The sequence below is a fragment of the Duncaniella sp. B8 genome (assembly GCF_005304985.1).
Classification (GTDB): domain Bacteria; phylum Bacteroidota; class Bacteroidia; order Bacteroidales; family Muribaculaceae; genus Duncaniella; species Duncaniella muris.
This window is the reverse complement of the sequence record NZ_CP040121.1, coordinates 1,393,913-1,419,846: the sequence shown is the minus strand read 5'-3', so window position 1 is coordinate 1,419,846 and position 25,934 is coordinate 1,393,913. Positions and strand designations below refer to the sequence as shown.

The 25,934-nt window shown below is 53.9% G+C and carries 20 protein-coding genes, 1 tRNA gene and 3 rRNA genes; 22 read left to right on the top strand and 2 right to left on the bottom strand.

Going from position 1 to position 25,934, the window contains the following annotated elements:
* Nucleotides 1-20 precede the first annotated feature (20 nt).
* The gene (locus FDZ78_RS06235) at nucleotides 21-833 is read left to right on the top strand and encodes an SDR family oxidoreductase (RefSeq protein WP_136408236.1); all 813 of its coding nucleotides are present in this window, start codon (nucleotides 21-23) and stop codon (nucleotides 831-833) included.
* 101 nt (nucleotides 834-934) lie between these two features.
* On the opposite strand, the gene rbr is transcribed toward FDZ78_RS06235, so the two are convergent.
* Complete coding sequence (gene rbr / locus FDZ78_RS06230) at nucleotides 935-1,519, bottom strand: rubrerythrin (RefSeq protein WP_107032759.1); 585 nt, start codon at nucleotides 1,517-1,519, stop codon at nucleotides 935-937.
* A 168-nt stretch (nucleotides 1,520-1,687) separates the two neighbouring features.
* Nucleotides 1,688-3,535 carry a glutamine--fructose-6-phosphate transaminase (isomerizing) gene (gene glmS / locus FDZ78_RS06225; RefSeq protein ID WP_136408235.1) on the bottom strand — a complete coding sequence of 616 codons (1,848 nt, stop codon included), beginning with the start codon at nucleotides 3,533-3,535 and terminating at the stop codon, nucleotides 1,688-1,690.
* Between the two features lie 803 nt (nucleotides 3,536-4,338).
* On the opposite strand from glmS, the gene FDZ78_RS06220 reads away from it, so the two are divergent.
* From FDZ78_RS06220 to FDZ78_RS06120, 21 genes are all read left to right on the top strand, one after another.
* Nucleotides 4,339-5,871 (top strand): 16S ribosomal RNA (locus FDZ78_RS06220).
* A gap of 163 nt (nucleotides 5,872-6,034) precedes the next feature.
* Nucleotides 6,035-6,108: transfer RNA gene (locus FDZ78_RS06215), tRNA-Ile, on the top strand.
* 188 nt (nucleotides 6,109-6,296) lie between these two features.
* Nucleotides 6,297-9,206, top strand: a 23S ribosomal RNA gene (locus FDZ78_RS06210).
* 163 nt (nucleotides 9,207-9,369) lie between these two features.
* A 5S ribosomal RNA gene (rrf, locus tag FDZ78_RS06205) occupies nucleotides 9,370-9,478 on the top strand.
* The 16S, 23S and 5S rRNA genes sit together here with 1 tRNA gene alongside, the layout of an rRNA operon.
* A 362-nt stretch (nucleotides 9,479-9,840) precedes the next feature.
* Nucleotides 9,841-10,209, top strand: coding sequence for an NADH-quinone oxidoreductase subunit A (locus FDZ78_RS06200; RefSeq protein ID WP_107033109.1), 369 nt, complete (start codon nucleotides 9,841-9,843; stop codon nucleotides 10,207-10,209).
* Nucleotides 10,200-10,808 carry an NADH-quinone oxidoreductase subunit B gene (locus tag FDZ78_RS06195; RefSeq protein ID WP_136408234.1) on the top strand — a complete coding sequence of 203 codons (609 nt, stop codon included), beginning with the start codon at nucleotides 10,200-10,202 and terminating at the stop codon, nucleotides 10,806-10,808. Before FDZ78_RS06200 ends, FDZ78_RS06195 begins: the two co-directional genes overlap by 10 nt.
* A 39-nt stretch (nucleotides 10,809-10,847) precedes the next feature.
* Complete coding sequence (locus FDZ78_RS06190; protein WP_107033111.1) at nucleotides 10,848-12,482, top strand: NADH-quinone oxidoreductase subunit C; 1,635 nt, start codon at nucleotides 10,848-10,850, stop codon at nucleotides 12,480-12,482.
* Nucleotides 12,483-12,569: 87 nt separating this feature from the next.
* Nucleotides 12,570-13,646, top strand: a complete 1,077-nt coding sequence (gene nuoH / locus FDZ78_RS06185) for an NADH-quinone oxidoreductase subunit NuoH (RefSeq protein ID WP_107033112.1) — start codon at nucleotides 12,570-12,572, stop codon at nucleotides 13,644-13,646.
* A 93-nt stretch (nucleotides 13,647-13,739) separates the two neighbouring features.
* A complete protein-coding gene (gene atpD / locus FDZ78_RS06180; protein WP_107033113.1) occupies nucleotides 13,740-15,245 on the top strand; it encodes a F0F1 ATP synthase subunit beta in 1,506 nt (501 codons plus the stop codon).
* A gap of 55 nt (nucleotides 15,246-15,300) precedes the next feature.
* Nucleotides 15,301-15,540: a F0F1 ATP synthase subunit epsilon gene (locus FDZ78_RS06175; protein ID WP_123397846.1), complete on the top strand. Its 240-nt coding sequence runs from the start codon at nucleotides 15,301-15,303 to the stop codon at nucleotides 15,538-15,540.
* 11 nt (nucleotides 15,541-15,551) lie between these two features.
* Nucleotides 15,552-16,703 carry a F0F1 ATP synthase subunit A gene (atpB, locus tag FDZ78_RS06170; RefSeq protein WP_124075938.1) on the top strand — a complete coding sequence of 384 codons (1,152 nt, stop codon included), beginning with the start codon at nucleotides 15,552-15,554 and terminating at the stop codon, nucleotides 16,701-16,703.
* A 35-nt stretch (nucleotides 16,704-16,738) separates the two neighbouring features.
* Entirely contained in the window at nucleotides 16,739-16,990 is a 252-nt protein-coding gene (gene atpE, locus FDZ78_RS06165; protein WP_162496197.1) for an ATP synthase F0 subunit C, read from the top strand.
* Nucleotides 16,991-17,015: 25 nt separating this feature from the next.
* The gene (atpF, locus tag FDZ78_RS06160; protein WP_107033116.1) at nucleotides 17,016-17,513 is read left to right on the top strand and encodes a F0F1 ATP synthase subunit B; all 498 of its coding nucleotides are present in this window, start codon (nucleotides 17,016-17,018) and stop codon (nucleotides 17,511-17,513) included.
* A gap of 153 nt (nucleotides 17,514-17,666) precedes the next feature.
* On the top strand, nucleotides 17,667-18,212 hold the full coding sequence (locus FDZ78_RS06155) for a F0F1 ATP synthase subunit delta (RefSeq protein WP_123397848.1): 546 nt from the start codon (nucleotides 17,667-17,669) through the stop codon (nucleotides 18,210-18,212).
* Nucleotides 18,213-18,239: 27 nt separating this feature from the next.
* Entirely contained in the window at nucleotides 18,240-19,811 is a 1,572-nt protein-coding gene (gene atpA / locus FDZ78_RS06150) for a F0F1 ATP synthase subunit alpha (protein ID WP_136408233.1), read from the top strand.
* Nucleotides 19,812-19,834: 23 nt separating this feature from the next.
* The gene (atpG, locus tag FDZ78_RS06145; RefSeq protein WP_136408232.1) at nucleotides 19,835-20,722 is read left to right on the top strand and encodes an ATP synthase F1 subunit gamma; all 888 of its coding nucleotides are present in this window, start codon (nucleotides 19,835-19,837) and stop codon (nucleotides 20,720-20,722) included.
* Nucleotides 20,723-20,793: 71 nt separating this feature from the next.
* Nucleotides 20,794-21,540 (top strand): NADH-quinone oxidoreductase subunit I, encoded by a 747-nt coding sequence (locus tag FDZ78_RS06140; protein WP_107033120.1) that lies wholly within the window; start codon nucleotides 20,794-20,796, stop codon nucleotides 21,538-21,540.
* A 46-nt stretch (nucleotides 21,541-21,586) separates the two neighbouring features.
* Nucleotides 21,587-22,102 carry an NADH-quinone oxidoreductase subunit J gene (locus FDZ78_RS06135; protein WP_107033121.1) on the top strand — a complete coding sequence of 172 codons (516 nt, stop codon included), beginning with the start codon at nucleotides 21,587-21,589 and terminating at the stop codon, nucleotides 22,100-22,102.
* A gap of 16 nt (nucleotides 22,103-22,118) precedes the next feature.
* Nucleotides 22,119-22,430, top strand: a complete 312-nt coding sequence (gene nuoK / locus FDZ78_RS06130) for an NADH-quinone oxidoreductase subunit NuoK (protein WP_107033122.1) — start codon at nucleotides 22,119-22,121, stop codon at nucleotides 22,428-22,430.
* A gap of 9 nt (nucleotides 22,431-22,439) precedes the next feature.
* Nucleotides 22,440-24,386: an NADH-quinone oxidoreductase subunit L gene (nuoL, locus tag FDZ78_RS06125; protein WP_107033123.1), complete on the top strand. Its 1,947-nt coding sequence runs from the start codon at nucleotides 22,440-22,442 to the stop codon at nucleotides 24,384-24,386.
* A gap of 37 nt (nucleotides 24,387-24,423) precedes the next feature.
* On the top strand, nucleotides 24,424-25,929 hold the full coding sequence (locus FDZ78_RS06120) for a NuoM family protein (protein ID WP_107033124.1): 1,506 nt from the start codon (nucleotides 24,424-24,426) through the stop codon (nucleotides 25,927-25,929).
* Nucleotides 25,930-25,934: the final 5 nt, after the last annotated feature.

Here is a 25,934-nt window from a genome sequence, read left to right as displayed (position 1 = left end):
TAGAAATAAAGAAAAAGATAATGAACGAATTGTTTTCAGTAAAAGACCAGGTGGTGGTTATCACCGGCGGCACCGGTGTGCTCGGCCGCTGCATTGCCGAATATCTTGCCACAGAAGGAGCCAAAGTCGTGATTCTCGGTCGCCGTAAGGAAGAGGGCGATGAGATCGTAGCTGAAATCGCTGCCAAAGGCGGAGAAGCCATGTTTCTTGTGACAGATGTCATGAACGCTGAAATCCTGCAGGCCAACTGCGACGAAATCATGGCGAAATATGGTCGTGTCGATGCTCTTCTCAACGCTGCCGGCGGGAATATGCCGGGTGCCACTATAGCTCCGACCGGCAATTTCTTCGATGTAGAGATCGAGGCCTTCAAGACCGTGCTCAATCTCAACTTGACAGGCACGGTGCTTCCCACCCAGATTTTCCTGCGCCCGATGGTAGAGGCCGGCAAGGGCTCTATAGTCAACTTCTCGTCGATGGCGGCATTCCGCCCGATGACCCGTGTACTCGGCTATGCCGCAGCCAAGGCCGGAATCTCTAACTTCACTGCTTTCCTTGCAAATGAGGTAGCCACGAAGTTCACTCCCTCGATCCGCGTCAATGCTATCGCTCCCGGCTTCTTCCTCACCAACCAGAACCGTGCGCTTCTGACCAACCCTGACGGATCTCTGACCCAGAGAGGTGCCGATGTAATTCGCCAGACTCCCTTCAAGCGCTTCGGCAAGCCGGAAGAACTATGTGGAACCATCCAGTATCTCATCTCTGACGCCGCAAGTTTTGTCACCGGAACTGTAGCCGTGGTCGACGGCGGCTTCAACGCCTTTGCCATGTAACGGACATATTTCATCTTATAAAAGTCATGGCCGTGCCGCATAGGGCATAGCCATGACTTTTATATTATAGCCGGTATATTTATAGCCGGAAGCCTCTGGTCTTAGAGTTCGTCCATGTCAAGTGCGATGTAGTGCTGATAGGGATGATCGCAGGCAGGACATACTTTGGGCGGTTCCTTGCCTTCAAACACATAGCCGCAGACCAGACACTGCCATTTGATCTTATGGTCGCGTTTCCAGACTGTGCCGTCCTTGACCTGTTTCAGATAGGCTTCGAAGCGGGCTTTGTGGCGGGTTTCGATTTCTGCGATAGCACGGAAATGTTCCGCGATTTCCGGAAATCCTTCCTTGTCGGCAACCTTGGCTGCATTGGTGTACATCTTGATGCCCTCGTTCTGTTCTTCCTTGATGGCGATCTCCAGATTTTCAGCGGTGCTTCCTATGACACCGGCATCCACATCCATATTCGCGCCGACAACTCCGCCCTCAAGAAATTTGAAGAAAACTTTGCCGTGGCGCATCTCATTGTCGGCTGTATTGCGGAAAATCTCGCCGATCGGAAAATAGTTTTCCTTGTCGGCCTGTGATGCGTAGAAGTTGTAGCGGGTGTAAGCGCTTGATTCAGCCATATAGGCTATCACCAGATTTTTTTCGGTTTCTGTGCCTTTGATACTTTTTTTAGCCATAGTATTATAATTATGTTTTTGAGTGTTGTTTTGTTTGTAAATTTCCTTGTCCTATATAAACCTCCGCGGTAACAGAAAGGTTGAGTCGGGAGATCAAAAAAGAGCAGCTGCCGTCGGCCCGGTGGCTCGGCGGCAGTTGCTCTTTATATAATAGGTGATAGACCGGATTTATTCCACGGTTACTGATTTTGCAAGGTTGCGGGGCTGGTCTACATCTTTGCCCTTGTTGACGGCAATGTAGTAGGCGAGCAGCTGCAAGGGTATCGAAGCCACGAGCGGAGTGAGACATTCGGGAACTTCGGGTATCTCGATGCAGAAGTCGGCAATATCATTCATGGCCTTGTTGCCCTTCGAAACGATAGCCACAACAGCGCCTCCGCGTGATTTCACCTGCTGCACATTCGAAATGATCTTGTCATAGAGCGAGTCGCTCGGAGCGATGATCACACTCGGCATGTCGTGGTCGATCAGTGCGATCGGGCCGTGCTTCATTTCTGCGGCGGGATAGCCTTCGGCGTGAATATAGGAAATCTCTTTCAGCTTCAGAGCGCCTTCGAGCGCGGTAGGGTAGTTGTAGCCGCGGCCGAGATAGAGGAAGTTGTGGGCATAGGAGAAGATGCGTGAGAGTTTCATAACTTCCGGATCCACCTTAAGAGCTTCCTCGATGGTTTCGGGAATTTTGTCGAGAGCCGAGAGCACTTCATGGAGTGTGGCGTCATCAATGGCTCCGCGGAGCTGGCCCACGGAAAGAGCGAGCAGCGTCAGCACTGTCACCTGACCGGTGAAGGCTTTGGTTGATGCGACACCGATCTCCGGACCTACGTGAATGTAGGTTCCTGAATCGGTGGTGCGGGGAATGGATGCTCCGACCACGTTGCAGATGCCATAGACAAACGCACCCTTGGCTTTGGCAAGCTCGATGGCAGCCAGAGTGTCGGCGGTTTCGCCTGACTGGCTGATGGAGATGACGATGTCTTTTTCGTTAAGCACCGGATTGCCGTAGCGGAATTCAGAAGCATATTCCACTTCGACAGGCATTTTGCAGAAGTCCTGGATCAGATGCTTGCCGATCAGTGCGGCGTGCCATGATGTTCCGCAGGCCACGAGAGTGATGCGTTCGGCTGATTTGAAGCGCTCCTGGTTGAGATCGACTCCTGAGAGGGTCACCCGGCGGCAATTGTCTACGATACGTCCGCGCAGACAGTCGCGCAGTGTAGAGGGTTGCTCGAAAATTTCTTTAAGCATGAACGTGTCATAGCCTCCCTTTTCAAGCTGGGCAAGTGACAGTTTTAACTTCTGGATATTGATTGTGGAGGGCTCGTTGTTGAACAGTGAGAGCACCTGCACGGGTTCGCCGCGACGGATCACGCCGATTTCGTTGTCCTTGAGATAGATCACCTGGTCTGTATAGCCCACTATGGGTGTGGCGTCAGATGCGATGAATGTTTCATCCTCGCCCACACCGATTACCAGGGGAGAACTTTTGCGGGCCACTATCAGGGTGTCGGGCTCGTTCTGTTCTACTACAGCGATCGCATACGCGCCGTCAACCTGAAGGAGGGCTTCGCGCACTGCTTCAAGCAGAGTGCATGATGAGGTGAGTTTGATATATTCTATAAGCTGCACCAGCACTTCGGTGTCGGTTTCGCTTTTGAATTCATAGCCATGCTCCATGAGCACCTTCTTCAGCACAGCGTAGTTTTCGATCGTGCCGTTGTGTACCAGTGCGATCATGCCGCTCTGCGACATGTGGGGGTGAGCATTGATGTCATTGGGTTCGCCGTGTGTGGCCCAGCGGGTATGGGCGATGCCGAGATGGCCTTCGACGTTGGCGCCGGAGGCAATGCTTTCAAGATTTGACACCTTGCCCTGTGATTTATGTATCTTCAGTTTTCCGTCGCAATCCACCAGAGCCACGCCGGCGCTGTCATAACCACGGTACTCAAGACGCTTGAGACCTTGAATCAGGATGTCATAAGCTCGGTTTGAACCGATATAGCCAACAATTCCGCACATAAGTTGTATAAAAAAAGTTGTGTTTTAGTGTCGTCTTTCACAAATTCCCCTTTTTGAGACAGTGATAATCTGACTGATTAAGAAATTAAATTATAAACATGATTAATATTGAAGCCAAAGTCTGAACGGGATGAAATCAGCGTATTCCGGAGCATAACGGTTAAAAAGATGCTGATGCCAGCGGATCGAGAAATCATACCTAAGGATACTGAACCCGAACTTAACTCAAATATTTTGCAAAGGTAGGATATTTAAGCCGATTTTCCAACTGATTTATTATTATATAATGTAAGATTAGCCGAAGTGTTAAATTTTCGTTAAAACACCATGAAAAATTTGGAGGGAATTGGGGAAATGTCTACCTTTGCACTCGCTTTTGAGAAGCAAGGCCTGCAGCGGCAGACTGATAGAAGATATAACGCTGGAAATGGTAGATCGGTTCGCCGGTCAAATCTTAAGAAAGGTTAAAATCTTCAGAAAAATTTGCGAGATTCAAATAAAGGTTGTACCTTTGCAAAGTTTTCCACTGACCGCCACGGCGATCGAGAAAGCAACGAGAGAACATTGAAATATTTGCAACATAACGAAGTAGTACAAGAGTCAAATCTTCTACACGATAGAAGAAGCGATCTCTGTTAATTTCCAAGATCCGGCGTTTAGACCGATAGTCAGTCAAGGACAGCGGGGAGCGATCCCTGCGATCTCTGAGGTTTCTGTGAAAGCAAAAAGAAATAACAGAACAAACGGTCTGTATTTTAGCTTTGCTTTTTTTTAATAAAGAAGAAAAGAAAAATATATAGACAACAACGAAGAGTTTGATCCTGGCTCAGGATGAACGCTAGCGACAGGCTTAACACATGCAAGTCGAGGGGCAGCGGGGAGGTAGCAATACTTCCGCCGGCGACCGGCGCACGGGTGAGTAACACGTATGGAACCTGCCCGTAGCAGGGGGATAAGCGGAAGAAATTCCGTCTAATACCGCGTAATAACTCCGAGAGGCATCTCTTGGGGTTTAAAGGGTGACACCGGCTACGGATGGCCATGCGGCGCATTAGCTAGTTGGCGGGGTAACGGCCCACCAAGGCGACGATGCGTAGGGGTTCTGAGAGGAAGGTCCCCCACACTGGTACTGAGACACGGACCAGACTCCTACGGGAGGCAGCAGTGAGGAATATTGGTCAATGGGCGCGAGCCTGAACCAGCCAAGTCGCGTGAGGGAAGACGGTCCTATGGATTGTAAACCTCTTTTGTCGGGGAGCAAAAGACGCCACGCGTGGCGTTCCGAGAGTACCCGAAGAAAAAGCATCGGCTAACTCCGTGCCAGCAGCCGCGGTAATACGGAGGATGCGAGCGTTATCCGGATTTATTGGGTTTAAAGGGTGCGCAGGCGGAAGATCAAGTCAGCGGTAAAATTGAGAGGCTCAACCTCTTCGAGCCGTTGAAACTGGTTTTCTTGAGTGAGCGAGAAGTATGCGGAATGCGTGGTGTAGCGGTGAAATGCATAGATATCACGCAGAACTCCGATTGCGAAGGCAGCATACCGGCGCTCAACTGACGCTCATGCACGAAAGTGTGGGTATCGAACAGGATTAGATACCCTGGTAGTCCACACAGTAAACGATGAATACTAATTGTTCGGGGAGAATGATCCCTGAGTGATACAGCGAAAGCGTTAAGTATTCCACCTGGGGAGTACGCCGGCAACGGTGAAACTCAAAGGAATTGACGGGGGCCCGCACAAGCGGAGGAACATGTGGTTTAATTCGATGATACGCGAGGAACCTTACCCGGGCTCAAACGACACAGGAATACTTTTGAAAGGAGGTAGCTCTACGGAGCCTGTGTCGAGGTGCTGCATGGTTGTCGTCAGCTCGTGCCGTGAGGTGTCGGCTTAAGTGCCATAACGAGCGCAACCCCCATCGCCAGTTACCAGCAAGTCAAGTTGGGGACTCTGGCGAGACTGCCGGCGCAAGCTGTGAGGAAGGCGGGGATGACGTCAAATCAGCACGGCCCTTACGTCCGGGGCGACACACGTGTTACAATGGCAGGTACAGAGAGAAGCAATGCGGCGACGCAAAGCGGAACTTGAAAGCCTGTCTCAGTTCGGATTGGAGTCTGCAACTCGACTCCATGAAGCTGGATTCGCTAGTAATCGCGCATCAGCCATGGCGCGGTGAATACGTTCCCGGGCCTTGTACACACCGCCCGTCAAGCCATGGAAGCCGGGAGTGCCTGAAGTGTGCAACCGCAAGGAGCGCCCTAAGGTAAAACTGGTGACTGGGGCTAAGTCGTAACAAGGTAGCCGTACCGGAAGGTGCGGCTGGAACACCTCCTTTCTGGAGCGGAAATCTCAACGACAACGACACAACGGTCAGACGGACCGAAGGAAACGCCGGAGAGCGGAGCAATCCGCCTCTTGATACTGCTTCACAGTTGCAACTATATATTAATCCCCACACAAGCGGATTCCCAGCAGTCCTTCCTTAAGGGATTAAGCACAGTCCCTTAGCTCAGTTGGTTAGAGCGCTACACTGATAATGTAGAGGTCGGCAGTTCAACTCTGCCAGGGACTACTCAAAAAAGAGGACATTGACATATTGGAAGCGAAGAAGATACAATCTTCAAGCAAACACAACGAGTAAATCAAATCAAGCGAAACACGAGGTAAACAAACTTCGCGTTTCTGAAATCAGACAAAAGACTGAACAATTTCAGAGAGCGAGCCGCGTGATGTTCGAACCGATTGAAAACTAAGGTCATAAAGAAAGGAGAGAAGGGCACATGAAGGATGCCTGGGCTCTCGGAGGCGATGAAGGACGTGATAAGCTGCGATAAGCTGCGGGAAGGAGCAAATATCCCTTGATCCGCAGATTTCCGAATGGGGCAACCCACTGCCCGAACAGGCAGTATCTTCCGAATGGAAGAGGCGAACTTGGGGAACTGAAACATCTCAGTACCCAAAGGAAAAGAAAATAACCCAATGATTGCGCCAGTAGTGGCGAGCGAACGCGCAAGAGCCCAAACCGGCGGTGTTCAGGCACTGACCGGGGTTGTAGGACCGTCAGCAAATGGACAGTCAGAAGTTAGCCGAAGCCTCTGGAAAGGGGCGCCGCAGCGGGTGACAGCCCCGTAGGCGAAAACAGACGACTGACAGAGACGGCACCTGAGTAAGCCGGGACACGAGAAATCCTGGCCGAATCCGCGGGGACCATCCCGTAAGGCTAAATACTACCGAGAGACCGATAGCGAACCAGTACCGTGAGGGAAAGGTGAAAAGAACCTCGAACAGAGGAGTGAAACAGACCCTGAAATCATGTGCCTACAAGCGGTCGGAGCTGCTTCGTGCAGTGACGGCGTGCCTTTTGCATAATGAACCTACGAGTTACCGTCGTTGGCGAGGCTAAGTCCACGGATGGACGGAGCCGAAGCGAAAGCGAGTCAGAATATGGCGCAATCTAGTCAGCGGCGGTAGACGCGAAACCAAGTGATCTACCCTTGGGCAGGTTGAAGGTGGGGTAACACCCACTGGAGGACCGAACCGGTAAGCGTTGAAAAGCTTTCGGATGACCTGAGGGTAGGAGTGAAAGGCCAATCAAACTTGGAGATAGCTCGTACTCCCCGAAATGCATTTAGGTGCAGCCTCGGGCGCAGTACCGTGGAGGTAGAGCGACTGATAGGATGCGAGGGCTTCACCGCCTATCAAGTCCTGACAAACTCCGAATGCCACGGCACGATCCCCGGGAGTGAGGGCGCGGGTGCTAAGGTCCGCGTCCGAGAGAGGAACAACTCAGACCACCGTCTAAGGCCCCCAAATCCGGGCTAAGTTGAAGACAATAACGAGGTGGGATTGCAAGGACAGCTAGGATGTTGGCTTGGAAGCAGCCATTCATTTAAAGAGTGCGTAACAGCTCACTAGTCGAGTGATCCCGCATGGATAATAATCGGGCATAAGTCCGGTGCCGAAGACGTGGAATCGACGGTTAAACCGTTGATTGGTAGGGGAGCATTCCGGTAGCCGCAGAAGGTCAGGCGCGAGCCTGGCTGGAGGTCCCGGAAAAGCAAATGTAGGTATAAGTAACGACAAAGGGGGCGAGAAACCCCCTCGCCGCAAGACCAAGGGTTTCTGATCAACGCTAATCGGATCAGAGTCAGTCGGGACCTAAGGCACAGCCGCAAGGCGCAGCCGATGGAAGAAACGGTCAACATTCCGTTACTCCCTTCAGGAGTGACGTGGAGACGGAGAAGTGACACTCCCGCGTGCTGACGGAATAGCACGTTAAACCGCGTAGGTATATCTGAGGCAGGCAAAACCGCCTCAGATGCTGAAACGGGACAGTACGGAGAGCCCCCGTGGCAATCCGACAGCGGAGGTAATCAGGCTCCCAAGAAAATCCGCTAAACTTAATCCTGAAGGGACCCGTACCCCAAACCGACACAGGTGGTCGGGTAGAACATACCAAGGCGCTCGAGAGATTCACGGTTAAGGAACTAGGCAAATTGACCCCGTAACTTCGGGATAAGGGGTCCCCTCCTTCGCGGGAGGGGCGCAGAGAATAGGTCCAGGCAACTGTTTAACAAAAACACAGGGCTGTGCGAAATTGAAAGATGAAGAATACAGCCTGACACCTGCCCGGTGCCGGAAGGTTAAGAGGAGATGTCATCGCAAGAGAAGCATTGAATTGAAGCCCCGGTAAACGGCGGCCGTAACTATAACGGTCCTAAGGTAGCGAAATTCCTTGTCGGGTAAGTTCCGACCTGCACGAATGGTGTAATGATCCGGACACTGTCTCAACCGTGAGCTCGGTGAAATTGTAGTATCGGTGAAGATGCCGATTACCCGCAACGGGACGAAAAGACCCCGTGAACCTTTACTGCAGCTTAGCACTGTGACCGGGTGTGCGATGTGTAGGATAGTCAGGAGACAGAGAATCGGTGACGCCAGTCATCGTGGAGTCGACGTTGAAATACTGACCTTTGCACATCTGGTTTCTAACGCGCATCGGCGCGGACACTGCTTGGTGGGTAGTTTGACTGGGGTGGTCGCCTCCAAAAGCGTAACGGAGGCTTCTAAAGGTGCGCTCAGGCCGATTGGTAACCGGCCGCAGAGTGTAATGGCACAAGCGCGCTTGACTGAGAGACAGACAAGTCGAACAGGTAGGAAACTAGAGCATAGTGATCCGGTGGTTCCGCATGGAAGGGCCATCGCTCAAAGGATAAAAGGTACTCCGGGGATAACAGGCTGATCCCTCCCAAGAGCTCATATCGACGGAGTGGTTTGGCACCTCGATGTCGGCTCGTCACATCCCGGGGCTGGAGAAGGTCCCAAGGGTTAGGCTGTTCGCCTATTAAAGTGGCACGCGAGCTGGGTTCAGAACGTCGTGAGACAGTTCGGTCTCTATCTGTTGTGGGCGCAGGAGATTTGCGAGGCCCCGACACTAGTACGAGAGGACCGTGTTGGACCGACCTCCGGTTTACCGGTTGTTCCGCCAGGAGCACCGCCGGGTAGCCGCGTCGGGTAAGGATAAGTGCTGAAAGCATCTAAGCACGAAGCCCCCCTCAAGATAAGATCTCCACATAAGGGCCGTTTAAGACGAAGACGTAGATAGGTCGCAGGTGCAGGTGCGGTAACGTACACAGCCGAGCGATACTAATCGCCCAAACCCTTTCTTGGGAGCAATCCCAAACACACAAAAACAATTTCAGCCGGCAGAACATCAAAGCAACGGCAAACGATAACAAAGCCTCTGGTTCAGTTCAGAGCGTCTGAAATACAAACTCGCGAGATAGCTGAAGAACATCAGCTTCGCTTCCAGTCACCTCTTTTTTAACGATACTAAGGTGGCCATAGCGTGAGGGCTCCACCTCTTCCCATTCCGAACAGAGAAGTTAAACCTCACCACGTCGATGATACTACGAAAGTGGGAAAGTAGATAACCGCCCCCTCTAAACCGCGGACCGGATCCTGTCACAGCGACAGCTTCCGGCCCGCTTTTTTTATATCCCTTCTTCTGCAATTACTCTGCTTCGGGATATCCCCACCCCCCCAGCAATCCTCACCGCAATCCCCCACCAATCGCAATCCCCCCGCGCTCCGGCATCCACCTTTTGGTTTGGCCGCTTTGGCTAAGATTGTCGGTTTTAGGTATATATTGTTATAAAGCATCTAAAAAAGTTTGGGGAGTTTTGGGAAATTTTGACTATATTTGCACTGCGATTCGGGATTTTTGTGCCCGTTGGAGTCCTAATGTTGGCTTATCGCACTGGAATACAGTGTATTATAGTAAAGAAACCGTATTAATTACTTTATGATAGCATTGGCAATTCAGAATGTGACCCTTGCTGTTGTGGCGCTCTTGACGGGCGTTGCTCTTGTCGCCATCGCTTTATGGCTTGCGGGTCTCATTTCTCCACGTTCGTTCAACCCGCAGAAGGGTGAGGCTTATGAGTGCGGTATTCCTACCAGAGGTGAGTCTATGGCTCAGTTCAAGGTGGGATATTATCTTTTTGCCATACTCTTCCTGATGTTTGACGTAGAAACCGTGTTTCTCTATCCCTGGGCAGTGAGAGTCCATGAGCTTGGAACCTCAGGCCTCACGGCGATCGCAGTCTTTTTTGGAATCATTGTGCTGGGCCTTGTCTATGCCTGGCGGAAAGGAGCTCTTGAATGGAAGTAACTACTCAAGGCATGCCCTACGAGGCATGGAAGGACAACGAATACATCGAGGATCTTGTCAAGATACTTCAGGAGAGCGGCACCAACGTGGTTGTCGGTTCTTTTGACAAACTTATCAACTGGGGGCGTTCCAACTCTATCTGGCCGCTCACCTTTGCCACCAGTTGCTGCGGCATCGAATTTGTGTCGCTTGGAGCCGCCCGTTATGACATGGCGCGATTCGGCTGGGAAGTTGCCCGTGCCTCGCCACGTCAGGCCGACTTCATGATGGTGGCCGGTACGATTGTCCACCGCATGGTGCCCGTGTTCCGCCGTCTCTATGATCAGCTGGCAGAGCCGAAATATGTGATTGCCTGCGGCAGCTGCGCCATCTCCGGCGGTCCGTTCAAGAAGAGCTATCACGTGGCTATGGGCATTGAGGATATTGTCCCGGTAGATGTATTCATCCCCGGCTGTCCTCCCCGTCCGGAAGCCATGATCTATGGTATCATGCAGCTCTCACGCAAGATCAAGGTCGAGAAGTTCTTCGGAGGTGTCAACCGCCAGGAAAAGCAGGCCGAATTTCTTAAAGCACATCCGGTTCCCGGAGTGAACGACTGATTTCATTGATAATACACCACATTATTATACACATATAATATGTCCAACATCCGGGAAAAGATCTCAACGCTGTTGCCTGAGGCTGTCATTGAAGACGGCGATATAATGCAGGTGACCGTACCCGACGCCAAGTGGCACGATTTCGCGAAGACCCTTCGCGACGACGCTGACCTCTCATTTGATTTCCTTGTGACAATCGTGGGTATGGACTGGAAGGAAAACGGTATGGGCTGTGTCTATTACCTCACTTCCACAAAATTCAACACTCACCTCGCCGTGAAGGTCATGGCCACCGGTGACCGTGAGCGTCCGCTCATCCATTCGATTTTCGATCTCTGGGCCATCGCGACCGTCTATGAACGCGAGGTCTATGACTTCTTCGGGATCATCTTCATCAACAACCCCGATATGCGCCGCCTCTTCCTCAATCTCGACTGGAAAGGCTATCCCCTGCGCAAGGATTATGACGAAGATCCTTCGATCAACCCTGTCTCGATTGAAAACGAACGCCAGACTGACTTCACCGACGTCTGGACCGAGACTGCCGACGGAAAAATCGAAAAGCACGAGCGCCGCATCTTCCAGCCGGAAGACTTCGTGGTCAACATCGGCCCGCAGCACCCGGCAACCCACGGTGTGCTTCGTTTCCGCACTGCAATTGACGGCGAGACCATCAAGAAGATCGATATCTACCTCGGCTATATCCACCGCGGAGTTGAAAAGATATGCGAGAAGCTGACTTATCCGCAGACCCTCCACTTCATGGACCGTCTCGACTACTTCTCGGCGCATCCCTATCACCACTGTCTCTGCATGCTCATCGAAGAGGCCGCAGGCATCGAAATCTCGCGCCGTGCCCAGGTGATCCGAGTGCTCATGGACGAGCTTTCGCGCATCGCCTCCCACTGTCTCTTCATCGGCACCTACTGCATGGACCTCGGCGCGACCACCATGCTCTTCTACACCCTCCGTGTCCGCGAGCAGATTCTCGACATCATGGAGAAGACCTGCGGCGCGCGCATGACTTTCAACTATGACTGCATCGGTGGCGTAATGCAGGATCTGCATCCCGACTTCGTGAAAGATGTCCACGCGCTTCTCGACGTGCTCCCCGCAAACATCAAGGAGTACAACAAGATATTCACCGGTAACGTCATTGCCCGCAACCGAATGGAAAACGTCGGTGTGCTCACCCGTGAAGACGCCATTTCCTGGGCTGTGACAGGCCCCAACGGCCGAGGCTCAGGCTGGGCCTGCGACGTGCGCAAGTGTGCCCCCTACAGCATCTACTCCGAACTCGATTTCGAAGAAGTGGTGCGCGAGGAAGGCGACTCGATGGCCCGTTTCAAAGTCCGCATGGACGAAATGGTCCAGAGCGCGCGCATCATCGCACAGCTTGTCGACAACATTCCCGAAGGCGATTACTGCGTGAAGGTGCCCAAAGTGCTCAAGCTCCCCGTAGGCCACTGGTTCAAGATGGTCGAAGGCTGCCGCGGCACGTTCGGAATCTATCTTGAAAGCGACGGCACAACAAGTCCCTATCGTCTTAAGATAGCACCTCCGTGTCTTCCTGCCGCAGCTGTGGTCGACCACATCACCGACGGCCAGAAGATCGCCGACCTTATCACAATCGGAGGTTCGCTTGACTATATCGTTCCTGACATCGACCGCTGATCCGGATCTGATGCCGCAGAAACAGAATTCAAGTGAAAAAATACGAGTCAACAAACACAGAGAGTAAACTATAAGTAACTTTTCAATATGCAAGACTTATCAGTAGGAACCGCCTGGCTTCATTCTTTCCTCACGGACTACATCCCCGAATGGGCTGCCGTGACCCTCGAATGTCTGCTCATCGGAGTAGGGTTGATGCTGCTCTATGCAGTCCTGGCCCTTTTCTACATTCTTTTCGAGCGTAAGGTGTGCGCCTATTTCCAGTGCCGTCTCGGCCCGAACCGTGTAGGCCCCTGGGGCTTGATGCAGAGTATCGCCGATATGTTCAAGATTCTCATCAAAGAGCTTATCTCGCTGAACCATATCGACAAATTTCTCTTCGCACTGGCTCCATATTTGGTAATCATAGCCTCGATGCTCGCTTTTGCCGTGCTTCCGTGGGGCAATGGACTTCAGATCATCGACTTCAACGTCGGCATCTTCTTCCTCCTTGCCGTCTCTTCGATCGGCGTGCTTGGCATTCTTCTGGCAGGATGGTCATCAAACAATAAGTTTACCCTCATCGGCGCCCTTCGTTCAGGCGCGCAGATGGTCAGCTATGAGCTCTCGATGGGACTTTGCGTGGTGACAATGGTTGTCATGGCCGGCACAATGTCGGTAGGAGGCATTGTTGAAGCCCAGAGTCATCTGTGGTTCATCTTCTCAGGCCACATTCCGGCCATCATCGCCTTTGTGATCTTCATGATCGCCGGCACAGCCGAAACCAACCGCGGCCCGTTTGACCTTCCTGAAGCCGAAAGTGAGCTTACCGCCGGCTATCACACCGAATATTCCGGTATTCACTTCGGATTTTTCTATCTTGCCGAATATCTCAACCTCTTCATCGTGTCAGGTGTCGCCGCCCTCCTTTTCTTCGGCGGCTGGATGCCTCTCCACATCCCCGGACTTGACGCTTTCAACCACGTAATGGACTATATACCATCGTTTGTGTGGTTCATCGGCAAGGCGATCGCACTTTCATTCATCATCATCTGGTTCAAGTGGACTTTCCCCCGTCTGCGCATCGACCAGCTGCTGACACTCGAATGGAAATACCTTCTTCCGATCAATCTGTTCAACCTTGTGCTCATGGTAATTGTTGTAACATTCGGATTGTATCTCTAAACACAAAAAATATCTCTCACACAAAATAAACTAACCAAACGGCCGGCCATCAGACCAACTGACAGGCCTGCTCGCCAAAAAACTATAAACGCGATGAGTGAAAAATTCGGCAAGATCGCCCAGGTAATCGGTCCTGTGGTCGACGTGATTTTCGATGGTGAAGACAATCTCATCCCCCCGATCTACACGGCTCTCAAGGTAACACGTCCGGAGGGAGGAGAGCTCATTCTCGAAGTTGAGCAGCATATCGGCGAAGACACCGTGCGCTGTGTGGCTATGGAGAGTACCGACGGTCTTCGCCGCGGAATGCGTGTCGACAACCTCGAACGTCCCATCGCCGTTCCGACCGGCGAGCAGGTGAAAGGCCGACTCCTTAACGTGATCGGCGATGCCATCGACCGTCTTCCCGAACTGAAGCGCGAAGAACTCCGCCCGATCCATCAGCCTGCGCCGAAATTCGACGATCTGACAATCGGCACCGAAATTCTCTTCACCGGCATCAAGGTCATCGACCTTCTCGAACCCTACAGCAAGGGTGGTAAGATCGGTCTGTTCGGTGGCGCCGGTGTGGGCAAGACAGTGCTCATCATGGAGCTCATCAACAACATCGCCAAAGGCCACAACGGCTTCTCGGTGTTCACCGGTGTCGGCGAGCGTACCCGTGAAGGCAACGACCTTCTGCGCGAGATGATTGAGAGCGGCGTAATGAAATATGGCAAGAAATTTGAAGAAGGCATGGAAAAAGGCGAGTGGAACCTCGCTGATGTCGACATGGACCAGGTGGCCCAGTCGCAGGCAACCCTTGTCTTCGGTCAGATGAACGAACCTCCGGGCGCACGTCTGCGTGTGGCTCTTTCAGGCCTCACCGTGGCCGAGCAGTTCCGCGATCAGGACGGCGGTGGCAAGGACATCCTTCTCTTCATCGACAACATCTTCCGTTTCACCCAGGCCGGATCGGAAGTGTCGGCGCTCCTCGGCCGTATGCCTTCGGCTGTAGGCTATCAGCCCACCCTCGCATCTGAAATGGGTGCCCTGCAGGAACGAATCACCTCAACCAAAAACGGCTCGATCACCTCAGTCCAGGCCATCTACGTGCCTGCCGATGACTTGACCGACCCCGCGCCTGCCACCACCTTCAGCTTCCTTGACGCCACCACAGTGCTCTCGCGTAAGATCTCCGAGCTCGGCATCTATCCCGCCGTAGACCCTCTGGAATCAACCTCGCGAATCCTCGACCCGAACATCATCGGCGAAGACCACTACAATACCGCGCAGGCTGTCAAGCAGCTTCTTCAGAAATACAACGAGCTTCAGGACATCATCGCCATCCTCGGTGTCGATGAACTTTCCGACGAAGACAAACTCGTGGTAGCCCGCGCCCGTCGCGCCCAGCGCTTCCTCTCGCAGCCATTCCACGTGGCCGAGCAGTTCACCGGCCTGCCCGGTGTCATGGTACCCCTGAGCGAGACCATCCGCGGCTTCAAAATGATTCTCTCCGGAGAGATGGACGAATATCCCGAACAGGCATTCCTCAACGTCGGCACCATCGACGAAGCCATCGAAAAGGGCAAGAAACTCCTTGCGGAAGTTTCGAAATAAGCCTCCCTCCCCAGCAAACCACTCCACCCGAATCTCTCAAAACAGCAGATAAAGCATGATACTAAAAGTCATCTCGGCAGAAGACATCCTCTTTCAGGGAGAAGTCAAAGCAGTGCATCTTCCCGGTGCGCTCGGCGCCTTCACCGTCCTTCCCGGCCATGCCGCTCTGATCTCAACTCTGACCCCCGGTGAAATCCGCTACACCGCGGCCGCCGGAGGCGAAGAGCAGCGCATCAGCGTCAGTGGCGGAATAGTCGATGTCGACAGCAACATCGTGTCAGTCTGCATATATTAATAATGGTGATGATGAAACGAAATATTCTCGCAGCAATCGCAATGGCCTTTGTGGCCCTTCTGCTTCCCCTTGCGGGCCGCGCCTCCGGTCATGAGGCCGACTCCCAGGAGAAAAGCGGAGCCGTTGACGCCCAGGGCATCATCTTCGAGCACCTTGGCGACCGCTACGGCTGGGAAGTGCCGTTCAATCACCACAAGAGCATACCCCTGCCTGTAATAGTCTGGGGCAGTGACGGACTCCACGTATTCTCCTCGGCGCGAGTGGACCACGGAAAGGAATACCGCGACGGCTCGGCGCTTTTCCGCATAGCCGGAAAAGACAGCCCCTACAAGGGAAAAGTAGTGGAGATAATCGACGGCAAGGAAGTGAAACCCGCCGTTGACATCTCCATCACCAAAAACGTCTGCGGCGTCTTCATCGCAGTCCTGCTGGTCATCTGGAGCATCCTTTCGGTTGCCCGCTGGCACCGCAACCAGGGCCTCAAAGCCCCACGCAAGATGACCGGAGCCATCGAATTTGTGATCCTCTTCATCTATGACGGTGTCATCAAACCCACCCTCAAAAACAAGGCCAACAAATTCGCCCCCTATCTTCTGACAGTATTCTTCTTCATTCTCGTGATGAACCTCCTGGGCCTGATAGTGATCTTCCCCGGCGGCGCCAACCTCACAGGCAACATAGCCGTGACTCTCGTGCTTGCCATAATCACCTTCCTGATCACCAACATCTTCGCCACCAAACACTACTGGAAAGAAATCTTCAACCCCGATGTGCCCTGGTGGCTCAAATGGCCCCTCCCGATCATGCCTATCATCGAAATCTTCGGCGTGTTCACCAAACCCGCAGCGCTGACAGTCCGTCTATTCGCCAACATGATGGGCGGCCACATGATCGTGATCGTGCTCACCCTCCTCATCTTCATTTTCGCAGCTATGGGTCCGGTCGTGACCGGCGCCACAGCCGTGGTCAGCATCATCTTCTCGGTGTTCATGCTTCTGATCGACGTGCTTGTGAGCTTCATCCAGGCCTACGTGTTCACCATGCTCTCGACCCTCTTCATAGCCCTCGGCCAGGAAGAAGGCCATCATGAAGACCACAAGAAGGAAGAAGACCCCCACGCCCCCGGCCTCCCGGCCTCCACGGGCACAGAAACCCACGCATAACCAAAAAAATCAAAATAACCCTTTAATCTCCCGCAATTATGTTAGCAATGATTTTAGCAGCTATCGAAGGAACCCTCGGCATCGGCGTTTGCATCGGTGCAGCAATCGCAGCAATTGGCGCCGGCATCGGCATCGGCAAGATCGGTGGATCCGCCATGGAAGCTATCGCACGTCAGCCCGAATCAACCGGCGACATCCGCAGTAACATGATCGTTATCGCCGCCCTTATCGAAGGTGTGGCCCTCTTCGCTGTTATCGTTTGTATCCTCGCAATGTTTGTGGGCTGATCTCCAAGCTTCATCTATCTGAAAAATGGAACTTTTCACGCCTGATTTCGGTCTGATATTCTGGATGTTCGTATCGTTCGCCATCCTCTTCTTCGTCCTGTGGAAGTGGGGCTGGCCGGCGATCATGAAAGGAGTGTCTGACCGAGCCGACCTCATCGACAAAGGTGTGGAGTATGCTCAAAATGCCAAACAACAGCTTGACCATGCCCGCGAAGAGGCGGATAAATACATAGCCGACGCCCGTCGCCAGCAGGCCGACATGCTCCGCGAAGCCGACAAGATGAAAACCCAGATCATCGAAGAAGCCCGCTCCGCAGCGCAGACCGAAGCCAAAAAGGTGATGGACGCAGCAAAAGTGTCAATCGAACAGGAACGCAAGCAAGCCGAGCAGCAGTTCCGCAACGAAGTCTCGTCATTTGCCCTCGACATCGCACAGAAAGTCGTCCGCAACCAGATGAAAGACGAAAAAGCCCAGGAACAGCTCGTAAGCTCTCTGCTTGACGAAATGGAAAAACAGAACTGATATCCCTCCAGCCGTACCGGGCCGGCAGCCACTCTGGCCGTCAGCTCCGGAACGGCAAGGGCAAGAACCTCAGCTCCGCATTTCCGGCAGCCTCCCCTCTAAACTTCCACTACTCTCATCATCCGTTAACCCTAAGGTTCCAACCACCAAGCAATGAATCAAGGTCTCATCCCAAGCCGATACGCAAAAGCGCTTTTCGAGTTTGCCTCCGAGAAGAAGGCCGACCGACGCATCTATGACCTGATGCACGCACTTGAAAGCTCCTTCGCTTCCGAGCCGTCGCTCCAGCAGGCCGTAGGCAACCCCTTCATCCCTGCAGCCGACAAGATGAAACTCCTGACAACCGCTGCCGGAGCCTCAGGAAACGATGAAGTCTATGCCCGCTTCCTGCAGCTTTTAGCTGACAACAACCGCCTTGATGCCGCCCGTGACATAGCTCTCGCCTACATGAAGCTATATCGCAGCCAGCATCACATCTACCTTGTCACCGTCACCTCTGCCGCCCCGATGGCGCAGGCCGAGGAAGAACGGCTACGCAAACTCATCCTCCGCCATCTCGACGGCGGAACAATGGAGTATCACCATCGCGTCGACCCCTCCCTCATAGGAGGCTTCACCGTAACAATCAACAACGAGAAGCTTGACGCCTCTGTGGCCGATGAACTCAAACAATTGCGTCTGAAACTTTTAAGCAACTAACCAACTTCACATCCCCCTCATACCAAAATGATAAACCCAAGCGAGATTTCTCAGGTCTTAAAACAGCAGCTGGAGAACGTCAGCTCCAAAGTGTCTTTCGAAGAGACAGGAGTTGTTCTGGAAGTAGGCGACGGAGTAGCCCACGTCTACGGTCTCGACAATGTCTGCGCCAACGAGCTTGTAGAATTTGAAAACGGAGTGAAAGGTGTAGCCCTCAACCTTGAGGAAAGCAATGTGGGTGTCATCCTCCTCAACGAAATCAACAACGTTACTGAAAACATGACCGTCAAGCGCACAGGCGAGATCGCCTCGATCCACGTAGGCGACGGCGTGTTCGGTCGCGTGATCAACGTACTCGGCGAACCTATCGACGGCCGCGGCCCAATCCAGGGCGAACTCTTCCCCATGCCCCTCGAACGCAAGGCCCCCGGCGTTATTTTCCGTCAGCCCGTCAAGCAGCCGCTCCAGACAGGTCTGAAAGCAATCGACTCAATGGTGCCCATTGGCCGCGGACAGCGCGAGCTCATCATCGGCGACCGCCAGATCGGCAAGACAGCCATCGCCATTGACACCATCATCAACCAGCGCGCAAACTTCGAGGCAGGAAAACCTGTCTACTGCATATACGTGGCCATCGGACAGAAAGCATCGTCCGTAGCAGCCATCGTTGAGACCCTCCGTCAGCACGGAGCGCTCGACTACACCGTGGTAGTCGCAGCCACCGCCGCCGACTCCGCATCAATGCGCTACTACGCCCCCTTTGCCGGAGTAGCCATCGGCGAATACATCCGCGACACCGGCCGCGATGCCCTCATCGTCTATGACGACCTCTCGAAGCAGGCCGTGGCCTATCGTGAGATCTCGCTCATCCTCAAGCGCCCCTCAGGCCGCGAAGCATATCCCGGCGATATCTTCTATCTCCACAGCCGTCTGCTCGAACGTGCCGCCAAAATCATCGACAACCAGCAGGTGGCAAGCCAGATGAATGACCTTCCAGCCTCGCTCAAAGACAGAGTCAAAGGCGGCGGCTCGCTCACCGCGCTCCCTATCATCGAGACCCAGGCAGGTGACGTTTCGGCCTACATCCCCACCAACGTGATCTCGATCACCGACGGCCAGATCTTCCTCGAAACCGCTCTCTTCAACCGAGGCATCCGCCCGGCCATCAACGTAGGTATCTCCGTGTCGCGTGTGGGCGGTAACGCGCAGATCAAATCAATGAAAAAAGTGGCCGGCACGCTCAAGATCGACCAGGCACAGTTCCGCGAGCTCGAATCGTTCACCAAATTCGGCGGCGACATCGACCCAGTGACCGCCCGCGTCATCGACAAAGGCCGCAAAAACGAACGCCTGCTCATCCAGCCTCAGTACGCCCCGATGAAGGTCGAAGACGAAGTGGCCGTCATCTACTGCGGCACCAAAGGGCTGCTTGAAAACGTGCCCATCGACAAAGTTGCCGAGTTCGAGAAAAACTTCCTCCAGCTCGTCAACACAAAATATCCCGAAGTCATGGAGTCAATCCGCGCCGGAAAGCTTGATGACGACATCACCGCCAAGCTCACCGAAGCAGCGGCTGAAATTTCGGGATCATATAAATAAGAAGAACAGCAACCAAAGCTCACATGGCAACACTCCGCGAACTAAAAGGACGAATCGGCTCCGTGGCTTCCAGCGAGAAGATCACGGGCGCGATGAAGATGATCTCCTCGGCCAAGATGCACCGTGCCGAGGGCGATCTCCGTCGCCTCCTGCCATTCCGCCAGCAGATAGAGAACATCATAGGCAACCTCCTCTCAGCCGACGCCGAGTTCTCATCACCCCTCACCGAGGCGCGTGACGTTGCCTCGGTGGCAATCGTGGTCCTCGGCAGTGACGACGGTCTCTGCGGAGCCTATAACATCAATATCTACAAGGAACTCGTCAAATCCATCGGCCAGCTCCGCGAAATTTACGGCGACCAGGTCAGGATCACTCTGATCCCCGTAGGCCGCAAAATGGTCAAAGCCGCCGGACGCCTCACCGCCCTGCCCGGCATCACCGTGAGCCACGCTGAAAGAGTCGATTCCAAATCAAGCGGCGAAGCCGTCAAGCAGTTCACCCGCAGCCTTGAAGAACGCTTCATCGCAGGCGAGTTTGACAGCGTGAGAATTCTCTACATGAACTTCCAGTCGGTCAGCCGCCAGCGTCCCCGCTGCGACGCCCTTCTCCCCGTCTGCCCCGAATCATTCGCGGCCGAAGGAGCCAAAACCCTCTGCCGGCCCTACATCTTCGAGCCTGACGCCCCGACGATCTTCGTCTCCGTCCTCCCGATGTTCCTTCTGGCCGTCATGCAGGAAATCTTCACCGAAAACCGCGCCTCAGAGCAAGCCGCCCGCATCATGGCCATGCAGAGTGCCAACGACAACGCCAAGAAACTCCTCGAACAGCTTCAGCTCGAATACAACAAACTCCGCCAGCAGAGTATCACCACCGAGCTTCTCGACATAGTCGGCGGACAGGTAAGAGACTGACACGGCGCCAAAGCAAAAAAAATAATCCGATCATAACATCCACAGCACATAACCGAAAGAGTACAATTGACATGGGAAGTGTAAAAGAGTATTTCTCAAATCTTGGATCCGGCATAGCCAGCCTTGTAAAAGGCATGCAGGTAACCGGTAAGGAATTTGTCACCCCCAAAATCACTGAAGAGTATCCCGACAACCGAGACAATCTGCCTGTCGCCGACCGCTTCAGGGCAATCCTTACACTCAAGTATGACGACCAGGGCGACCACAAATGTATCGCCTGCGGCACCTGCGAGCGTGTCTGCCCAAACAACACCATCTCCCTCGACATCAAGACCGTCGAAACATGGGACGGTAAAAAGAAAAAGAAACTCGACAAATATCACTACGATCTCGGAAGCTGCACCTTCTGCCAGCTTTGCGTGACAAACTGTCCGACTGACGCCCTTGAATTCAGCAATGACTTCGAGCAGGCGCTCTACACCCGCAGCAAACTCGTCAAGCTTCTCAACTATCTCCCTGAAAAGCCCGAACCTCAGCCCACCCCTGAGCAGATCGAGAAGATGAAAGCCGAGAAAGAAGCCAAAATAGCAGCCGCCAAGGCAGCCGCCGAAGCCAAGAAAGCCGCCGCAGCAGGCGCAGCCGCCACACCGGCCGCCCCCGCAGCCCAGGTTCCAGCCGCTGACGACGCCGCCGCAAAGGCACTCGCCGCCGCAAAGGGCGATCCTGAAAAAGAGGCCAAGATCCGCGCCGCGCTCGAAAAAGCCGCTGCCCTCAAGGCAAAACGCGAAGCCGAGAAAAACGCCGGTGCCGCAAACTGAACCTCTTTTCATCACCAATCACGATAATTAATTACTATCACAGTATATGGAATCAGTAGGAAGTACAATCTTTTATTGGATAATCGCCCTGTCGATTGTCATCTTCTCGGTACTGACTGTCACCACACGCAAAATCCTGCGTGCGGCCACATATCTGCTCTTCGTCCTTTTCGCGACCGCAGCCCTCTACTTCAAACTCGACTACGAGTTTCTCGGCTCGGTTCAGATTGCGGTCTATGCCGGCGGTATAGTGGTCCTCTTCGTCTTTGCAATCCTGCTCACGACTCATCCCGGTGACAACAGCAAGCAGTTAACCTCGCGCAAAAAATTTCTCGGCCTCGTCGGCGCTCTCGCCACAGCCGGAGCCTGTGCCTGGGCCCTCTGCTCACGCTCTGCCGACCTCTTTACATCGCTGCCCTCTATGGCCAACCCGTCAATGCACCGCATCGGCGAAGCAATGCTCGGCACAAACTACGGACAATATCTTCTGCCGTTCGAGGCCGTCAGCGTACTGCTGCTCGCCTGCATAATCGGTGGTGTCGTAATCGCACGTAAACGCTAATTCAAACATTTCACCAATGGATATTACACTGATCTGGTATCTCGTTCCCGCAATCGTGATGTTTTGCTGCGGCGTCTACGGCTTCCTGACCCGCCGCAACATGATAGCCATGCTCATATCCCTTGAGCTCATGCTCAATGCGGTCGACATCAACTTTGTGGTCTTCAACCGCTACCTCTTCCCCTCCTCGATGGAAGGATGGATGTTCACCCTCTTCGGAATCGCCATCGCCGCAGCCGAGACCGCACTCGCAATCGCCATCATCATCAACCTCTTCCGGGTAAGCAAAAACATTGACGTCCGCGACGCAACAAAAATGAAAAATTAATCACGCCCTATGGATATTACAATACCTATTCTTATATTGGCAATCCCGCTCTTCATGTTCCTCCTCTTAGGACTGGCGGGAGTCAAGATGAGTCACAAACTCGCCGGTACGCTCGGAACGCTCGGCATGGGAACCGTGTTGGTCTTGTCCTATTACACGGCGTTCACCTACTACTTCTCAGGAAACCCTGAATTCATTGACGGCACCACACGCCTGCAGGCCGTGATCTTCAACCACACCTGGCTGCAGTTCACCCCCGCGCTCGCAATCCGCATCGGTTTCCTTCTCGACCCGATCTCAGCCATGATGCTCATTGTCATCCCGACAATTTCATTCATGGTCCACGTCTACTCGCTCGGTTACATGCACGGAGAGAAAGGCTTCCAGCGCTACTACGCCTTCCTTTCGCTCTTCAGCTTTTCGATGCTCGGACTCGTTGTAGCGACCAACATATTCCAGATGTACATCTTCTGGGAGCTCGTGGGCGCATCATCGTTCCTACTCATCGGCTTCTTCTACACCCTCCCCTCGGCCGTATCGGCATGTAAGAAAGCTTTCATCGTCACCCGCTTCGCCGACCTCGGATTCCTCATCGGCATCCTCGTCCTCTCATACTTCACCCATCATCTCGACTTCCTCCCGATGACCCAGAACCCGCAGGCCGTCCTCGCAAGCTTCGAGGGCGTCACCTTCCTCGGCGCTTCCGGACTCACCTGGGCCCTCGTCCTGATCTTCACCGGAGGTATGGGCAAATCGGCCATGCTACCCCTCCACATCTGGCTCCCCGACGCGATGGAAGGCCCGACCCCCGTATCGGCCCTCATCCACGCCGCCACAATGGTTGTGGCCGGTGTATATCTCGTGGCCCGTCTCTTCCCGCTCTACATGCTTGAAGACGCCGCTCTGATGTTCATCACCGTAGTCGGAGCCGCAACAGCATTCTACGCCGCAATGGTGGCCTGCGCTCAGATCGACATCAAGCGCATCCTCGCCTTCTCGACCATCTCGCAGATCGCCTTCATGATGGTATCGCTCGGCGTGGCATCCAAAAACAACGTTGCCATCCACGAAGGTCTCGGCTACATGGCATCCATGTTCCACCTCTTCACCCACGCCATGTTCAAAGCCCTCCTCTTCCTCGGAGCCGGCTCGCTCATCCACGCAGTCCACTCAAACAACTACACCGCGATGGGCGGCCTGCGCAAATACATGCCTATAACCCACATCACCTTCCTCATCGGCTGTCTCGCCATCGCAGGCATCTGGCCATTCGCAGGTTTCTTCTCTAAAGACGAAATTCTCTCGGCCTGCTTCGCCAACGGTACTTTCTGGGGCATCTGGATGATGATGGTAGCCGCAATGACCGCCTTCTACATGTTCCGCATGTACTTCCTCGTCTTCTGGTGGGACAACCCCGACTACGAGAAAGAACACCACGGCCATCTTCCCCACGACCCCGGCTTCGCCATGACCTTCCCGCTGATCTTCCTCGGAATCGTCTCGATCATCGCCGGATTCATCCCCTTCGGACAGCTCGTCACCTTCGACGGCCACGAATATCACATCCATATAGACTGGTCTATCGCCGGACTCAGCATGGGAGTAGCCATCCTCTCGATTGCATTCTCAGCCTGGCTCTACATGAAGAAAAACGACAAGCCCCGGCGCATGGCCGACTCCTGCCGCTGGCTCTGGACAGCTGCAAACCGCCGCTTCTACTGGGACGAAATCTACCTTTTCATCACCCGCCGCATCATCTTCGACGGAATCTGCAAGCCCATCGCCTGGTTTGACCGCCACATAATCGACGGCACAATGGACGGATTCGCCTATGTCACCAACAAGGCATCCTACGCCATCCGCGGCTTCCAGAGCGGCAAAGTGCAGATGTACATCTGGTGGTATCTCATCGGAGCTGTCGTGCTCGGCATCATAACCGCCATCTGTGTCCTCTGAATCTGTTAACCTGTTAAGAAAAATATAGTAACGCGATATGTTTTCCAATATATTGATCTACTTCGTGGTGATCCCCGTGGTCATGCTGCTGGGACTCTTCCTCTGCCGGAACATCAAGCAGATCCGGGCAGTGGCAGTCACAGGCTCGGTTGTCCTGACAGCCCTCTCGGTCTGGCTTCTCGTCGACTATCTCGCACTCCGCGCCGCCGGAGCCACAGACCCCATGCTCTGGGTCGACTCCTGGCAGTGGTTCGCTCCGCTCAACATCAACCTCGCCGTTGGTGTCGACGGCATCTCGATAGCCATGCTCATCCTCACCGGCGTAATCCTCATCACAGGCAGCTTCGCCTCATGGGAAATCCCGCAGCCCAAGGAATTCTTCCTCTGGCTCATCCTCCTGTCGACCGGTGTCTACGGATTCTTCATCTCCATCGACCTCTTCACCATGTTCATGTTCTATGAAGTCGCCCTCATCCCGATGTATCTTCTCATCGGTGTCTGGGGCAGCGGCAACAAGAACTACTCGGCGATGAAACTCACCCTCATGCTCATGGGCGGATCGGCATTCCTCATGCTCGGCCTCATCGGCATCTACTACCACTCCGCTCCCGCCGGACAGCCCCTCACCTGGAACATCCTTGAGATTGCCCAGAACGACGCCATCAGCCACGGCTGGCAGACATTCCTCTTCCCGATGACCTTCGTGGGCTTCGGTGTGCTCGGCGCCATGTTCCCCTTCCACACCTGGTCGCCTGACGGCCACGCATCGGCCCCCACAGCAGTGTCGATGCTCCACGCAGGTGTGCTCATGAAGCTCGGCGGCTACGGCTGCTTCCGTGTGGCCATCTACCTGATGCCCCACGCCGCCAACGAACTAGCCTGGATCTTCCTCATCCTCACCGGCATCTCGGTTGTCTACGGAGCCTTCAGCGCATGCGTCCAGAACGACCTCAAATACATCAACGCATACTCATCGGTGTCACACTGCGGTCTGGTGCTCTTCGCCATCCTCATGCTTAACACCACAGCGATGACCGGAGCCATCATGCAGATGCTCTCCCACGGTCTGATGACAGCCCTCTTCTTCGCCCTCATCGGTATGATCTACGGACGAACCCACACCCGCGACATCCGCGAGATGGGCGGCATGATGCAGATCCTCCCTTATCTCTCGGTCTGCTACGTCATCGCCGGCATGGCCTCCCTCGGTCTCCCCGGTCTCTCCGGCTTCGTTGCCGAAATGACAATCTTTGTCGGATCGTTCGAACACTCTGACCTCTTCCACCGCGTCTTCGTCATAGTGGCCTGCAGCTCCATCGTGACAACCGCCGTCTACATCCTCCGCGTCGTAGGCAAGCTCCTCTACGGTCCCGTCTATGACCAGCACCACATGACACTCACCGACGCCAAGTGGTGGGAACGTGTAGCCACCGCCGGACTCATCGTCTGCGTGGCCGGCATCGGTTTCTTCCCCAACTTCTTCGTCGATCTTATCAAGTTCACTTTCAGCCCTGAAATCTTCACCGTTATCGGTCTGAACTAATCTAT

Coding starts and splice junctions, on each gene's coding strand:
- nuoH (WP_107033112.1), top strand. CDS start 12,570: ATGCAAGACTTATCAGTAGGAACCGCCTGGCTTCATTCTTTCCTCACG.
- nuoK (WP_107033122.1), top strand. CDS start 22,119: ATGGATATTACACTGATCTGGTATCTCGTTCCCGCAATCGTGATGTTT.
- atpF (WP_107033116.1), top strand. CDS start 17,016: ATGGAACTTTTCACGCCTGATTTCGGTCTGATATTCTGGATGTTCGTA.
- FDZ78_RS06190 (WP_107033111.1), top strand. CDS start 10,848: ATGTCCAACATCCGGGAAAAGATCTCAACGCTGTTGCCTGAGGCTGTC.
- atpG (WP_136408232.1), top strand. CDS start 19,835: ATGGCAACACTCCGCGAACTAAAAGGACGAATCGGCTCCGTGGCTTCC.
- rbr (WP_107032759.1), bottom strand. CDS start 1,519: ATGGCTAAAAAAAGTATCAAAGGCACAGAAACCGAAAAAAATCTGGTG.
- atpB (WP_124075938.1), top strand. CDS start 15,552: ATGAAACGAAATATTCTCGCAGCAATCGCAATGGCCTTTGTGGCCCTT.
- atpA (WP_136408233.1), top strand. CDS start 18,240: ATGATAAACCCAAGCGAGATTTCTCAGGTCTTAAAACAGCAGCTGGAG.
- FDZ78_RS06200 (WP_107033109.1), top strand. CDS start 9,841: ATGATAGCATTGGCAATTCAGAATGTGACCCTTGCTGTTGTGGCGCTC.
- nuoL (WP_107033123.1), top strand. CDS start 22,440: ATGGATATTACAATACCTATTCTTATATTGGCAATCCCGCTCTTCATG.
- FDZ78_RS06155 (WP_123397848.1), top strand. CDS start 17,667: ATGAATCAAGGTCTCATCCCAAGCCGATACGCAAAAGCGCTTTTCGAG.
- atpD (WP_107033113.1), top strand. CDS start 13,740: ATGAGTGAAAAATTCGGCAAGATCGCCCAGGTAATCGGTCCTGTGGTC.
- FDZ78_RS06140 (WP_107033120.1), top strand. CDS start 20,794: ATGGGAAGTGTAAAAGAGTATTTCTCAAATCTTGGATCCGGCATAGCC.
- FDZ78_RS06235 (WP_136408236.1), top strand. CDS start 21: ATGAACGAATTGTTTTCAGTAAAAGACCAGGTGGTGGTTATCACCGGC.
- glmS (WP_136408235.1), bottom strand. CDS start 3,535: ATGTGCGGAATTGTTGGCTATATCGGTTCAAACCGAGCTTATGACATC.
- FDZ78_RS06120 (WP_107033124.1), top strand. CDS start 24,424: ATGTTTTCCAATATATTGATCTACTTCGTGGTGATCCCCGTGGTCATG.
- FDZ78_RS06175 (WP_123397846.1), top strand. CDS start 15,301: ATGATACTAAAAGTCATCTCGGCAGAAGACATCCTCTTTCAGGGAGAA.
- FDZ78_RS06135 (WP_107033121.1), top strand. CDS start 21,587: ATGGAATCAGTAGGAAGTACAATCTTTTATTGGATAATCGCCCTGTCG.
- FDZ78_RS06195 (WP_136408234.1), top strand. CDS start 10,200: ATGGAAGTAACTACTCAAGGCATGCCCTACGAGGCATGGAAGGACAAC.